Source organism: Rhodococcus sp. WAY2 (genome assembly GCF_009859915.1).
Classification (GTDB): Bacteria; Actinomycetota; Actinomycetes; order Mycobacteriales; family Mycobacteriaceae; genus Rhodococcus_F; species Rhodococcus_F oxybenzonivorans.
Genome location: NZ_CP046572.1, coordinates 6,076,168 through 6,089,309 on the forward strand (window position 1 = coordinate 6,076,168; position 13,142 = coordinate 6,089,309).

A 13,142-nucleotide genomic window follows, 5' to 3' on the forward strand; every position below is an offset into this window, starting at 1 on the left:
CTCTTGCCTCATGGCTGAATTCGTCACTCTCGAGGTTTCCGAAGGCATCGGCACCATTCGACTCGCGCGTCCCCCGATGAATGCACTGAATCGGCAGGTGCAACAGGAGTTGCGGGCCGCCGCACGGGAAGCGACGGTGCATCCCGACGTCAAGGCAGTGATCGTGTACGGCGGAGAGAAGGTGTTCGCCGCAGGCGCCGACGTCAAGGAAATGGCCGAGATGAGCTTCGGCCAGATGGCGGATGTCATCACCGATCTGCAATCGGACCTGGCCGCGGTCTCGGAGATTCCCAAGCCGACCGTCGCCGCGATCACGGGGTACGCGCTCGGCGGCGGCCTCGAGGTCGCACTCTCGGCGGACCGGCGGATCGCCGGCGACAACGCCAAGCTCGGTGTCCCCGAGATCCTTCTCGGCATCATTCCCGGTGGCGGCGGCACTCAGCGTCTCGCTCGGCTGATCGGTCCCTCGAAAGCGAAAGACCTGGTGTTCACCGGGCGCTTCGTCAACGCCGACGAGGCGCTGGCGATCGGTCTGGTCGACGAGGTGGTGGCGCCCGACGACGTGTACGAGGCAGCTCGACGATGGGCGTCCCAGTTCACGAAGGGCGCCGGCCGCGCGCTGGCCGCGGCGAAAGCTGCCATCGACCAGGGATTGGACGTCGACCTGCACAGCGGACTGGCGGTCGAGCGCCAGCTGTTCGCGTCCCTCTTCGCCACCCAGGACCGCACCATCGGGATGGAATCGTTCATCGAGAACGGCCCCGGTAAGGCTCAGTTCACCGGCGAGTAGTCTGAGCCCGGGAAAACTAGAACCTGTTCACTCTTACCAGCGAGTAGGATTTGCCGCATGACTGCTAGCGCCCACGACGACCCCGCTCCTCATCCGCACGCCACCGCCGAAGAGGTCGAGGCGGCGCTGAAGGACACCAAACTCGCCCAGGTGCTCTACCACGACTGGGAAGCCGAGACGTACGACGAGAAGTGGTCCATCTCGTACGACGAGCGGTGCATCGACTATGCGCGGGGTCGCTTCGACGCCGTCGCGGGAGATCAGCCCCTTCCGTACGAGCGGGCGCTCGAACTGGGCTGCGGTACCGGCTTCTTCCTTCTCAATCTGATGCAGGGCGGGGTCGCGAAGACCGGTTCGGTGACCGACCTCTCGCCAGGCATGGTCAAGGTGGCATTGCGCAACGCCGAGGGTCTCGGGTTGCCCGTCGACGGTCGTGTCGCCGACGCCGAGACGATTCCGTACGACGACAACACGTTCGACCTCGTGGTCGGGCACGCTGTGCTACATCACATCCCGGATGTGGAGCAGTCGCTCCGCGAGGTACTGCGGGTGCTGAAGCCCGGTGGGCGCTTCGTGTTCGCCGGCGAGCCCACCACCATCGGCAACTTCTACGCCCGCTGGCTCGGCCGCGTCACGTGGGAGACCACGACGCGTGTCACCAAGCTGCCCTTCCTTGCCGATTGGCGTCGCCCGCAGGCGGAGCTGGACGAATCATCCCGCGCTGCGGCACTGGAAGCCGTCGTCGATCTCCACACGTTCGATCCGAGTGATCTCGAGAAGATCGCCGAGTCCGCGGGCGCCGCGCAGGTGCACGCCGCCACCGAGGAGTTCGCAGCCGCCCTGCTCGGGTGGCCCGTCCGCACCTTCGAGGCCGCTGTTCCGCCGGAGAAGTTGGGCTGGGGCTGGGGCCGTTTCGCGTTCACCGGATGGAAGACGCTCAGCTGGGTCGACGAGAAGATCCTCCGCCATGTGGTGCCGCGCGGCTTCTTCTACAACGTCATGATCACCGGCGTGAAGCCCGGCAACTGAATTGGGCTATGCGTTCACTCCCGAAGACGTGGAGTTCCTGCAGAGTGCTGCAGGCGCAGCAGCTCTCGCCGAGGTAGACGAACTTGCGCTGACCACGTCGACGCGCCTGGCCGATATCGGCCGGGCGCGTTCGCGTTTCGGCTCTCGGGTGGCCATGCTGGTGGAGACGGTGCTGTTGCGGCGCAAGGCCTCGGTCAAGTTGCCCGGCAGCGAGCACTGGCTCTTCACCGATGATGCACTGCAACAGGCGACTCCGCGTGCCGTGGCAGCTCACCGCGCGACGCGCCTGGCAGAGCGGAACGTTCACGACGTCACCTGCTCGATCGGTGCGGAACTCGCAGCTGTCATCGGGACGGCCAATACGGTGGTCGGCAGCGACATCGATCCCGTCCGGCTGCTCATGGCCCGGCACAATGTTCCCGCTGCGGCGATCGTGCGCGCAGACGCATTGGTGCCGTGTACCCGCGACACCGTCGTGCTCGCAGATCCGGCGCGGCGGTCGGGTGGCAGGCGCACACATGATCCCGCTGCTCTCGAGCCGCCACTACCCGACCTCATCGACGCGTACCGAGGCCGTGATCTCGCGGTGAAGTGCGCTCCCGGCCTCGATTTCGATCGGCTCGACTGGGAAGGCGAGGTCGAGGTCGTGTCCCTCGACGGTGGCGTCCGTGAGGCGTGCCTGTGGTCGGCCGGACTGTCGGGCGCCGGAGTCACTCGCCGGGCAAGCGTCCTCGACTCCGGAGGCGCGGTGTGGACGGTGACGGACGCCGAGGACGACGACATCCCCGAACGCGCGCCGGGGGAGTGGATCGTCGATCCTGACGGCGCTGTGGTCCGGGCGGGTTTGGTGCGGCACTACGCCGCCCGGCACGGACTGTGGCAACTCGATCCTCGGATCGCTTATCTCACGGGCGATTCGGTTCCCGCGGGCGTGCGGGGCTTTCGGATTCTCGAGCAGGTGAAATATTCGGAGAAGTCGCTGCGGCAGGAGCTCGCCCGCCACGACTGCGGTGCGGCGGAGATCCTCGTGCGCGGCGTCGACGTCGATCCGGCCGTGCTGCGTCCCAAGTTGAAGCTCCGCGGAAGCCGTTCGCTCAGTGTGGTGATCACGCGGATCGGCCGATCGGGCGTCGCCTTCATCTGCGCTCCGCCCCGTGAGTACTTGTCAACTACGGGATGTTAACAAGTACTCACGGGGTCAGCGGAGGACGAACAGCTCACCGAGCAGCGTCGGAGTGAGGACTTCACCCTCAGGGCCGATAGACGTGCCGACCGTGAATCCCTTGGCTCCCGGCAAGGTGTCCTGATCGAGCGTTTCGCCGGTGGAGGTGTCGAACGTGAGCACCGCCAGTCCGTCCACACCCTCGCGGACCACCGAGTACCCGGTGGATCCGGCGGTCTGTGCGGGGACTCCCCAATGCCGTAGATCCCTGCGCTCCCAAACAAGTTCGGCGTGGTCGCCCTTGTCCTGCAGTGCAAGGAGGTGGCCGTCGAGTCCGCCCGCGGGAATGATCAAACCGTCCGCGGACGTCGACGGGCTACCCGCAGCGGCGTACCCGATGTCGTAACTCCACTTCGGATCACCGGTCGCAGAGTCGATCGCCCACACCGTGCCCCAGTTGTCGTTGATGTACACGACGGAACCGTCAGCCGACAGATCGGGACTCGATGCGCTGCCCCCCGGCAGGGTGTCGCTGGACCACTCCTGGCTGATCGTGGGATTGTCGCCGCCGGAGTATTTCATCGCGACGAGGTCCGCCTCGGTCGCGCCGGGCGCATAGAACGTGAAGTAGAACGTGCCGGACGCCAGGTCGATGGCCGGCATGTTGGCCACCGGGCAGTCGGGGGAGCCGAAGAAGCAGCCGCTGAGGCCCTTGTCGTCGGGAAGGATGTCGACGTTCGCGCCGTCGGCGACGGACGGCGGCGGGATGAGGTCGTACGACGCCACCACTTTCTGCCCGGTCTGCGGATCCAGCACGCTGATCTGCCCGAGCTGGGTGATGAACAGGAGGTTGCCGTCGCCCGTGAATTGTGCCGACAGCGGCGTTCCGACCACCGGTGTGCGCCAACGTAACTGGCCGTGTTCGTTGAACGAGTTCATGGCCCCGTTCTCACCCACGTAGACATTGGCGGCGCCGTCGACCACCGGGGTGGACGCCACGACTCCGGGGGCAAGCTGGCGGCACCAGCGTTTGCGGCCGCTCTCCATCTGGAAGGAGAAGAGATTGCACCCCTTCTCGGTGCGAGCGGTGAGGAAGATCTGGCCGCTTGCCGCCACGGATGCGTAGTTCGCCACCGGCCCACCGAGGGGCCGCGACCACGCGAGTGAGATGTCGCGCGACCCGGTCACCGGACTGGTGTCACTGTTGCGGGCGTCCGCATGCATCCCCGGCCACCCGCCCGTGGAGAAGATGTCGTCGACGTGCGCCCCGCCCCCGCAGCCGCTGAGGACGACAGCCGAGATCGTCGCCAGCGCCAGTACTGACGAACGTAGGACCCGCCGCATTACATCTCCTCAGTTTTCGACAAACGCTCGGCCCAGAGACTATCCCGCCGAGGCACGCACGATCGGCACACCCCGAACGGTGTCGGTGTCCGGACACACCCGCGCACGGCTCCGGCGGGTGAACGTAGGCTGACGGGCTATGACGAGCATGTGGGGCGCACCGTTGCGTACGAGGTGGAAGGGATCCCGGCGGAAGGACAGCGAGCAGGCCCGCTTCCTGACCCTCGACTCGCTGCGCTGGGTGCTGGCGAACAAGGCGTACACCCCGTGGTACCTGGTGCGGTACTACCGGCTGGCCAAGTTCAAGCTCGCCAACCCGCACGTGATCCTGCGGGGCATGGTGTTCCTCGGCAAGCGCGTGGAGATCCACTCGACTCCGGATCTGTCCCGCCTCGAGATCGGTCGCTGGGTCCACATCGGTGACGGCAACGCGATCCGGTGCCACGAGGGGTCGCTGCGCATCGGCGACAAGGTGGTGTTCGGCAAGGACAACGTGGTCAATACGTACCTCGACATCGAGATCGGAGCGTCCACGCTCGTCGCCGACTGGTGCTACATCACCGACTTCGATCACCGCATGGACAACATCAACGTGCCCATCAAGGATCAGGGCATCGTGAAGGGCCCGGTACGCATCGGTCCCGATACCTGGGTGGCTGCGAAGGTCACGGTGCTCCGCAACACCCGGGTGGGACGCGGTTGCGTGCTCGGCGCCCACGCCGTCGTCAAGGGCGACATCCCTGATTTCAGCATCGCAGTGGGATCGCCCGCGAAGGCCGTGAAGAATCGCAGGGCCGAGTGGGAGGCCGGCGCCGAGGAGCGGGCCAAGTACATCGCCGCACTCGAGGACATTGCCCGCAAGAAGGCGGCCCGGGAGGGCTGAGCCGGGTGGCATAGTCGACCCATGGGCGTCTCGGACCGCGAACTCGAGGATCGTATCCGCGAGCTGCTGTATGCGCGGGCGGCGGATTCGAGTATCTGCCCGTCGGATGTGGCCCGCGCGATCGCCCCCGACGAGTGGCGACCTCTCATGGAGCCGGTGCACCAGGCCGCCCGACGCCTTGTCGCGGCAGGGGAAGTCGAGATCACCCAGCGGGGTGCGGTGGTGGATCCGGACTCGGTGCGCGGTCCGATCCGGATTCGCCGTTTCCGTGAGTGAGGCGAATGTACCGTTCGGCGCGCTGGAGGCGTCCGGCGGTACATTCGCCCCGCGGCTCAGCGTCCGGGCAGGGGGCGCTCGGGAATAACCGGGCGCGCCAAGGGATGTCGCACGCGGCGTTTGGCGCCGGCGTACACGTGCGCCGTGTCCTCGGCCACTGTGCGCCAGTCGAAATCCGCGGTGAGGCGGTCGCGGGCGGCCACTGCTCGTTGCTGCGCCGCCGCCGGATCGTCGAGGACCTCCCGAACCGCGGAGGTGAGTCCCGTGACATCGCCGGGGAGGAAAGACATGCCGGTCACTCCGTCGACGACTGCCTCGCCGAGACCGCCGGCGGTAGACGTCACCAGCGGAGTTCCGGAGGCGGCAGCCTCGAGCGCGATGATGCCGAACGGCTCGTAACGGCTGGGGAGCACGATGGCATCGGCGCCGTGCAGCCAGCTCAGCAGTTCGGAGTGGTCGAGATTGCCGAGGAAGTTGACGGCGCGGGCAACGCGGTGAGTGCGGGCCTGCTGATAGAGCCAGGTGAACTGGGTGCCCTCACCCGCGATCGACAGTGTGGTCCCCGGGTGACTCCGGCGGATACGGGGAAGCGCGGCGATCGCATCCTGCACCCCCTTCTCGTACTCGAGGCGGCCGACGAACAACAGTTTGGGTGGACCCGATCGCGGCGCGCGTCGACGGAAATTCCACGTGGTCACGTCGATCCCGTTGCGTATCACAGTGATCGGCGGGAGTTGCGGCCCGTAGAGGGTGGTCACCTCATCCTGCATCGATGCTGAGCAGGTGATGAGCGCATCGGAATCGTTGGCCAGCCACCATTCGACCGAATGCACCTGACGGTTGATGCGGCCCGACACCCAGCCGCTGTGGCGGCCGGCTTCGGTGGCGTGCAACGTGGATACCAAAGGGACATCGTAGAATTCGGCGAGTGCGATGGCCGGATGTGCCACCAGCCAGTCGTGGGCATGCACCACGTCGGGCTGCCAGCCTTCTCCGACACCGGGCTTGTGCAGGGCGACGCCGGCCCGCACCATGGCATGCCCCATCGCGAGTGTCCACGCCAGCATGTCCTCGCCGAACACGAAATGCGGCGGATCTTCCGCGACGGCGACGACGAGTACGCCTTCTTCGATGTGGGTGACGGTGGGGTGTGTGGACGCATCGGTTCCCGACGGCCGCCGCGACAGCACCACCACCTCGTGGCCGGCGGCGGCAAGAGCGGTCGCGAGGTGGTGCACGTGGCGGCCGAGGCCGCCCACGACCACGGGCGGGTACTCCCACGACACGATGAGGATTTTCACGAGGCCACTCCCGAGACGCCGACCGCCGATGCTGCGGAACGGACAGGCAGGCGCCGGGCGTCGAGGCCGGGGAACAGGCCGTCGGCAGCGTTCCATCCGGCCGCGAGGCGCGCCGCCGACGCGTCGTTGCCCGCAGCCACCGCGGCCGCGATCTCGCGCATCGCGTGCGCGTGCTTGTGTGCCCGGTCGCGCGCATACTCCGCCGCAGAGTCCTTGCTGACCATGAATGCCCAGTCGCTCGACACCGTCATGAGTGCCTCTCGCAGAATCTGATCGTTGACGCGGTTGCGGAGTTCGGGTCTTCCGGGTGCAGACCCGAGGCTACGGGCTTTGTCGACCGTGTCCAGTGCGGCCGCGACCACCTCGGAGTTGAGTGCCACCAGATCGGACACCTTCTCGCCCGCCCACACCCGCCAGTCCTTGCCGGACCCCCACGACGAGTTCTCCAGGGGGACCGGCGCACCGACATATCCCTGGGTGCGGGCGTCCTCGAGGGTGCCGACCCGGATTCCCGCCTCGGGGAGAGCGCGCAGCACCTTCTCGAGCCACTCGGGGCCTTCGTGCCACCAGTGCCCGAACAATTCGGTATCGAAGGCCGCGACGACGACCGCTGGGCGCCCGATTCGCTCGGCCTCTCCGCGCAGTCGCCTGCGGACCGTGGAAACGAAGTCGGCGACGTGCCGGTCGACGGCGGCGGACGCCAGTTCCGGGTCGTACGGCGCCTTGTCCGCCGAGTCCACCGTGCGGCCGGTGACCCTGGCGGGCTTCAGTCCGGTGGCATGGTCGTAGGTGTGGAAGTCCCGGTAGGCGCCATGGCCGGGGTAACCCGACTTCGGCGACCACACCCGATAACTGACCTGCAGGTCGCGGCCGAATGCGACCACGTCGGAGTCTCGGACCGGCCGGCCGAGGGAGGTGTCCCCGCGCAGGGCGGGACCGTCGACCATGAAGTGGGTGACCTCCGCCTCGGCGTAGCCGATCTCCATGCCCGGGGTGTAGGCGCATTCGGGACCCCAGATGCCCGTGGGTGTGGTGTTCCACCTGTTCTTCGCGTCGGCGAGTCCCTCCTTCAAGGAGAACTCGCGCAGTCGTGGGTCGAGCAGCGGCTGGAACGGGTGCGCGAGGGGGCCGCCGAGAAGCTCGAAGGCTTCCCGATCGAGGAGATCGCGTAGGACGGGCGAGCCACCGTGCCGCCACCGCAGTTCGAAATCGGTGAGGGCGTCGGCGGAGGCGCGGTGCTCCCGGGCGCCGAGAGCGCGGTGTGCGTCATCGGGCATTCCGGCAGCTTCGTGAGCTCGGATCTGCCAATTCCCCAGCCAGTGATGCATGCCCGTCAGGCAGTGCGGATCATCGAGTTGTGCAGCGAGGACCGGGGTGATCCCCAGAGTCAGGAGATGGGAGCGGCCTTCGTCGGACAGTCGCCGCAACATGGCCGTGAGAGGAAGATACGACGCGGCCCACGACTGGTACAGCCACTCCTCTCCGACGGGCCAGCGGCCGTGATGGGCGAGCCAGGGCAGGTGCGAGTGCAGAACCAGACAGAACATGCCCGGCTCCGTGTGGTCCGGCGGGCGTGTCCCGCTTCCCACGCCCCCCATTCGTGTGGAATCGGTCACTGCACGGGATCCTTCACCGCGACGGCCACGAGGTCGAGGCTGTCGTCGATGTTGCCCTCGCGCAAGACGAAGTCGTCGACCGTGATGCCCTCGACGTCACGGGTGAGTTCCGCCGGCCAGGGTTCGCCCGCGAGGGCCCGATCGATCTGGGCGCCGATGAACGAACCGCCGTGCTTGGCGTCGAGGGCCTTCAGCCGTTCACCATGGTGGACACCGGTCATCAGCGACACCGTGAACCCCGCTTCCTCGAGCAGCTCGGTCAACTCGGTGGCGTCGAGTTCACGGGTGTGGAAAGGGTTGAGCGGTGTGTCCCGACCGGGCGAGAACGTAATTCGGTTGGGGGTGCTGACGAGAAGTTCTCCGCCCGGCGTCAACACGCGGAAGCACTCCCGCAGAAACTGCGCCTGATCCCAGAGATGTTCGATCACCTGAAAATTGACGACGGCGTCCACCGAGGCATCGCCGAGGGGAAGCTCGGCCAGGTTGCCGTGCAGCATCTCGACCCGGGGGTACCGGGCCCGAACGTGTTCGACTGCGGAAATGTCGTAGTCGAGGCCGGTGACGCGCTTCGCCACGTCGGCAATCATGTTGGCGCCGTAGCCTTCCCCCGACCCTGCTTCGAGGACGGTCCGGCCGGCGCAGCGGGGCAGGAGGTCGCGGTAGACCACCTCGTGACGCCGGAACCAGTAGTTCTCCTCGGGAATGCCGGGCACGGTCCGCTCGCCCGTGAGGGGCAGTTGCTCGTCTCCGGTTGCGGGCAGCGGTGCGTTCTCGCGGTCGCCGACAAATGATTCGCTCACCGGTGCGAGATTAGTGCCACCGACGAGGTCGCTCGTCCAGGTGGTCCACATCACAGCACCGAAAGTGATGTTCAGGCTTATGGTGAACGAGGCTTTCGCGCAAGTTACCAGTGGGTAACTTAGCGTGAGGTAATCTGTCGCAGAGCATTTGTGCGAGGACATACGAAGACGGGAGCTCCGCTCATGCGGAGCAACTCGCGATAACCAGGCAAGTACACACAGGAGGTCGACGAAGACCCATGACGAACATCGTTGTTTTGATCAAGCAGGTCCCCGACACATGGTCCGAGCGCAAGCTGACCGACGGTGACTACACGCTTGACCGCGAGGCCGCCGACGCCGTGCTCGACGAGATCAACGAGCGGGCCGTCGAAGAAGCGCTTCTCATCAAGGAGGCGCAGGGCGGCGAGGTGACCGTGTTGTCCGCAGGTCCGGACCGCGCCACCGACGCCATCCGCAAGGCCCTGTCCATGGGTGCCGACAAGGCTGTGCACATCAATGACCCCGCACTCCACGGTTCCGACGCGATCCAGACGGCGTGGACGCTTGCTGCCGCTCTCGGACAGATCACGTTCGAGAACGACGAGCCCGCCGACCTGATCATCGCCGGCAACGAGGCCACCGACGGCCGGATGGGCGCGGTTCCCGCGATCATCGCCGAATACCTGGGCATCCCGCAGCTCACGCAGCTGCGCAAGCTCACGGTTGCCGACGGCGTCGCGACCGGTGAGCGGGAGACCGACGAGGGTGTGTTCGGACTCGAGGCGAACCTGCCGGCCATCGTGAGCGTCACCGAGAAGATCAACGAGCCCCGTTTCCCCTCCTTCAAGGGCATCATGGCCGCGAAGAAGAAGGAAGTCATCACCTACACCCTGGCCGACCTCGGTGTGGACCCGGAGACTGTCGGTGTCGCGAACGCGGGCACCACCGTCACCGCCTCGACGCCCAAGCCCCCGCGTACCGCTGGTGAGCGCATCGTCGACGAGGGCGACGGCGGCAGCAAGATCGCCGCATACCTCGTCGGCCAGAAGATCATCTGATCCGCGCCCTCCACAGACCAGCAGACATATACAGGGAGAGTTAGACATGGCAGAAGTACTGGTGCTCGTCGAGCACGCAGAGGGTGCACTGAAGAAGGTCAGCACCGAACTGATCACCGCCGCTCGCGCGCTCGGTGAGCCGGCCGCAGTGGTCACCGGTCCCGCCGGTACCGCGGACAAGATCGCCGACGCACTCGCGGCCGCCGGCGCAGCCAAGATCTATGTCGCCGAGTCCGACGACATCGAGGGCTACCTGGTGACCCCGAAGGTCGACGTCCTCGCGTCGCTCGTCGAGTCCGCTGCCCCGGCCGCGGTCATCACCGCCGCGAGCATCGAAGGCAAAGAGGTCTCCGGACGTCTCGCCGCCCGCATCGGATCCGGCCTGCTTTGCGACGTCGTCGACGTGAAGTCCGACGGCAGCGCTGTGCACTCCATCTTCGGTGGCGCGTTCACCGTCGAGGCGAAGGCCAATGGTGACGTCCCGGTCATCTCCGTGCGTCCGGGTGCCATCGAGGCGAAGCCGGAGGCAGGCGCGGGCGAAAAGGTCGAGGTCGAGGTTCCCGCGCAAGACGAGGGCGTCGTCAAGATCACCTCGCGTGATCCGATCGTCGGCGGCGACCGGCCCGAGCTCACCGAGGCGACCGTCGTCGTCTCCGGTGGTCGTGGCGTCGGCAGCGCAGACAAGTTCTCCGTCGTCGAGGAACTCGCCGATTCGCTCGGCGCCGCGGTGGGCGCCTCGCGTGCCGCTGTGGACTCCGGCTACTACCCGGGCCAGTTCCAGGTCGGTCAGACCGGTAAGACGGTCTCCCCGCAGCTGTACATCGCGCTCGGCATCTCCGGTGCCATCCAGCACCGCGCCGGTATGCAGACCTCGAAGACCATCGTCGCCGTGAACAAGGACGAGGAAGCGCCGATCTTCGAGATCGCCGACTTCGGCATCGTCGGCGACCTGTTCAACGTGGCTCCGCAGCTCACCGAGGCTGTCAAGACCCACAAGGGCTAGAAATCGCCTGTCGGCGGCCCCGTTCCCTCGAGGGAGCGGGGCCGCTGTCGTATCTATACCGTTCACCCCGGCTGCATCGACACGACACCTCGTCGATGCCCCGCCGCCGCCCCTGCTCGGTAAACCTGCGCCATGACAACTTCGTCTGTTCTTCGCGCAGCGAGTGACACCGCCGATACCGTTGTAGTTCCACCCCGGTACTCCCTCGTCGTCTCCTCCGACCGCGAGCATCGGGTGGCGGCCCAGCGGCTGCGTTACCGCGTGTTCGCCGCGGAGCCGGGTTTTTCGGTTCCCGCCACCACCACTGGGCTCGAGGCCGACCGATTCGACGAATTCTGTGACCATCTACTCGTCCGCCACGAGGCCACCGGCGAATTCGTAGGCTGCTACCGCATGCTTCCGCCGGATGCCGCCGCACAGGCCGGTGGCTATTACACGGCCACCGAGTTCGACATCTCGGCCCTGGACCCGCGAGGCAATCGGATCGTGGAGATGGGCAGGGCGTGCGTCGACCCCGACCACCGTTCCGGCTCGGTACTGAGCCTGATGTGGTCCGGAATCCTCCACTACCTGCAGCTGACCGGCTACGACTGGGTGATGGGCTGCGTGTCCGTGCCCATGCAGGAGCATCCCGATGTCCCGGCCGGCTCCAACGTGCGCGGCGTGCGAGATCTGCTCCTGAGCAAGCACGGCAACGACCCTGCGGCCCGGGTCGTTCCCCGCAACCCGGTCCGCGTGGCCGGCCGATCCCTCGACGAGATCGAGCCACCTGCCCGGCCTTCGCTGCCCCCGTTGCTGCGGGGGTACCTCCGTCTGGGCGCGAAGGTGTGCGGGGAGCCGGCCCATGACCCGGAATTCGGTGTCGCCGACTTCGTCGCGCTGCAGGGACTGCATCACGCGAACGAGCGTTACCTCGAACGGCTGCGTTCGGCGTCGGCGTACCTCGAAACCGGGACGCAGGCGTGAACACCACCTCGAGCGAGACGCCGGTTCCCGTCCACGCCTGGATGCCGTCGAGTCCGTGCGGCAGCAGATGCCTGCCCCCGAAGGCGCCGGGTGTCTCGGCCGTTGTCGTCGCGATCCGTTGGTTCCTCGTAGCCTCCGCCCTGATGACCGCGCCGCTGCTGACGGCCGGGTGCGTGATGCCACAGACGTGGCGGACCGGTCTTCAACGTCGGTACGCGGCAATGCTGCTGCGGTGTGTGGGCCTGCGGCTCGAGGTGGTCGATCACCGCGGCAAGCGGCGGCACGAGGGTGGCATCCTGGTGGTGGCGGGCCACGTCTCCTGGACCGACGTCCTGGTTCTCAGTGCTCTTCACCCGGCAAGCTTCGTTGCGCGGGCAGACCTTCTCGACTGGCCGATCCTGGGGTCGCTCGCGCGGCGGATGCGGATCGTCCCGATCGACCGGCACGACCTGCGGGCGCTGCCCGGCACCGTGGCCGCAACAGCGACACGACTGCGAGACGGCGAAAGGGTGGCCGCCTTCCCGGAGGGGACGACGTGGTGCGGGCGCGCGTACGGAGGTTTCCGCCCGGCGCTGTTCCAGGCGGCGATCGACGCGGAGTGCCCGGTGCAGCCGGTGTCCCTGCGATACACGATGCGCGGGGGAGAATTGACCACCGGGCCGTGCTTCGTGGGTGAGGAGACGATCGGCGGGTCGATTCGGCGAATCATTCGGCACAAAGGCGTCGTCGCCGAAGTCCGGCTGGCGCCGATCGAGTACCCGGGAGAGTCGCGCCGGGATCTCGCCGCCCGCTGTGAGCGCGCCGTGCGGGGTTCCGAGCCCATCGATCTCGCAGCGCACGACATCCTCGATCCGGCGCGGGAGCCCGCCCAGCGGACCGGTACCCGGATCGAGACGGAAGAGCGCCTGATCGCCTGAGTTATCCTGGTCGGG

At 67.1% G+C, this 13,142-nt stretch carries 13 protein-coding genes; 9 read left to right on the top strand and 4 right to left on the bottom strand.

What is annotated here, in order from left to right; translation table 11 throughout:
* The first annotated feature begins 10 nt into the window (after nt 1-10).
* From GFS60_RS27325 to GFS60_RS27335, 3 genes are read left to right on the top strand one after another with little or no spacing between them, the layout of a single operon-like run.
* Nucleotides 11-790 carry an enoyl-CoA hydratase/isomerase family protein gene (locus tag GFS60_RS27325; RefSeq protein WP_159926043.1) on the top strand — a complete coding sequence of 260 codons (780 nt, stop codon included), beginning with the start codon at nt 11-13 and terminating at the stop codon, nt 788-790.
* Between the two features lie 57 nt (nt 791-847).
* Nucleotides 848-1,819, top strand: coding sequence for a class I SAM-dependent methyltransferase (locus GFS60_RS27330; RefSeq protein ID WP_159926045.1), 972 nt, complete (start codon nt 848-850; stop codon nt 1,817-1,819).
* A 1-nt stretch (nt 1,820) separates the two neighbouring features.
* Nucleotides 1,821-3,002 (top strand): THUMP-like domain-containing protein, encoded by a 1,182-nt coding sequence (locus tag GFS60_RS27335; RefSeq protein ID WP_159926047.1) that lies wholly within the window; start codon nt 1,821-1,823, stop codon nt 3,000-3,002.
* Nucleotides 3,003-3,017: 15 nt separating this feature from the next.
* Here GFS60_RS27335 and GFS60_RS27340 read toward each other — a convergent pair whose 3' ends face one another.
* Nucleotides 3,018-4,325: an outer membrane protein assembly factor BamB family protein gene (locus tag GFS60_RS27340; RefSeq protein WP_159926049.1), complete on the bottom strand. Its 1,308-nt coding sequence runs from the start codon at nt 4,323-4,325 to the stop codon at nt 3,018-3,020.
* Nucleotides 4,326-4,464: 139 nt separating this feature from the next.
* On the opposite strand from GFS60_RS27340, the gene GFS60_RS27345 reads away from it, so the two are divergent.
* On the top strand, nt 4,465-5,208 hold the full coding sequence (locus GFS60_RS27345; RefSeq protein WP_159926051.1) for an acyltransferase: 744 nt from the start codon (nt 4,465-4,467) through the stop codon (nt 5,206-5,208).
* Nucleotides 5,209-5,229: 21 nt separating this feature from the next.
* Nucleotides 5,230-5,484: a DUF3253 domain-containing protein gene (locus tag GFS60_RS27350; protein WP_159926053.1), complete on the top strand. Its 255-nt coding sequence runs from the start codon at nt 5,230-5,232 to the stop codon at nt 5,482-5,484.
* A 56-nt stretch (nt 5,485-5,540) separates the two neighbouring features.
* Here the strand turns inward: GFS60_RS27350 and GFS60_RS27355 are convergent, their stop codons facing one another.
* From GFS60_RS27355 to GFS60_RS27365, 3 genes are read right to left on the bottom strand one after another with little or no spacing between them, the layout of a single operon-like run.
* Nucleotides 5,541-6,785, bottom strand: a complete 1,245-nt coding sequence (locus GFS60_RS27355) for a glycosyltransferase family 4 protein (protein WP_159926055.1) — start codon at nt 6,783-6,785, stop codon at nt 5,541-5,543.
* On the bottom strand, nt 6,782-8,383 hold the full coding sequence (locus GFS60_RS27360) for a 1,4-alpha-glucan branching protein domain-containing protein (RefSeq protein WP_201453659.1): 1,602 nt from the start codon (nt 8,381-8,383) through the stop codon (nt 6,782-6,784). The genes GFS60_RS27355 and GFS60_RS27360 overlap by 4 nt, the downstream gene beginning before the upstream one ends.
* A 14-nt stretch (nt 8,384-8,397) precedes the next feature.
* Nucleotides 8,398-9,201: a class I SAM-dependent methyltransferase gene (locus GFS60_RS27365; protein WP_159926057.1), complete on the bottom strand. Its 804-nt coding sequence runs from the start codon at nt 9,199-9,201 to the stop codon at nt 8,398-8,400.
* Between the two features lie 239 nt (nt 9,202-9,440).
* On the opposite strand from GFS60_RS27365, the gene GFS60_RS27370 reads away from it, so the two are divergent.
* From GFS60_RS27370 to GFS60_RS27385, 4 genes are all read left to right on the top strand, one after another.
* The gene (locus GFS60_RS27370; RefSeq protein ID WP_159926059.1) at nt 9,441-10,241 is read left to right on the top strand and encodes an electron transfer flavoprotein subunit beta/FixA family protein; all 801 of its coding nucleotides are present in this window, start codon (nt 9,441-9,443) and stop codon (nt 10,239-10,241) included.
* A gap of 46 nt (nt 10,242-10,287) precedes the next feature.
* On the top strand, nt 10,288-11,244 hold the full coding sequence (locus tag GFS60_RS27375) for an electron transfer flavoprotein subunit alpha/FixB family protein (protein WP_159926061.1): 957 nt from the start codon (nt 10,288-10,290) through the stop codon (nt 11,242-11,244).
* Nucleotides 11,245-11,376: 132 nt separating this feature from the next.
* The gene (locus GFS60_RS27380; protein WP_159926063.1) at nt 11,377-12,210 is read left to right on the top strand and encodes a GNAT family N-acetyltransferase; all 834 of its coding nucleotides are present in this window, start codon (nt 11,377-11,379) and stop codon (nt 12,208-12,210) included.
* The gene (locus GFS60_RS27385) at nt 12,207-13,127 is read left to right on the top strand and encodes a lysophospholipid acyltransferase family protein (RefSeq protein ID WP_159926065.1); all 921 of its coding nucleotides are present in this window, start codon (nt 12,207-12,209) and stop codon (nt 13,125-13,127) included. The genes GFS60_RS27380 and GFS60_RS27385 overlap by 4 nt, the downstream gene beginning before the upstream one ends.
* The last annotated feature ends 15 nt before the right edge of the window (nt 13,128-13,142 follow it).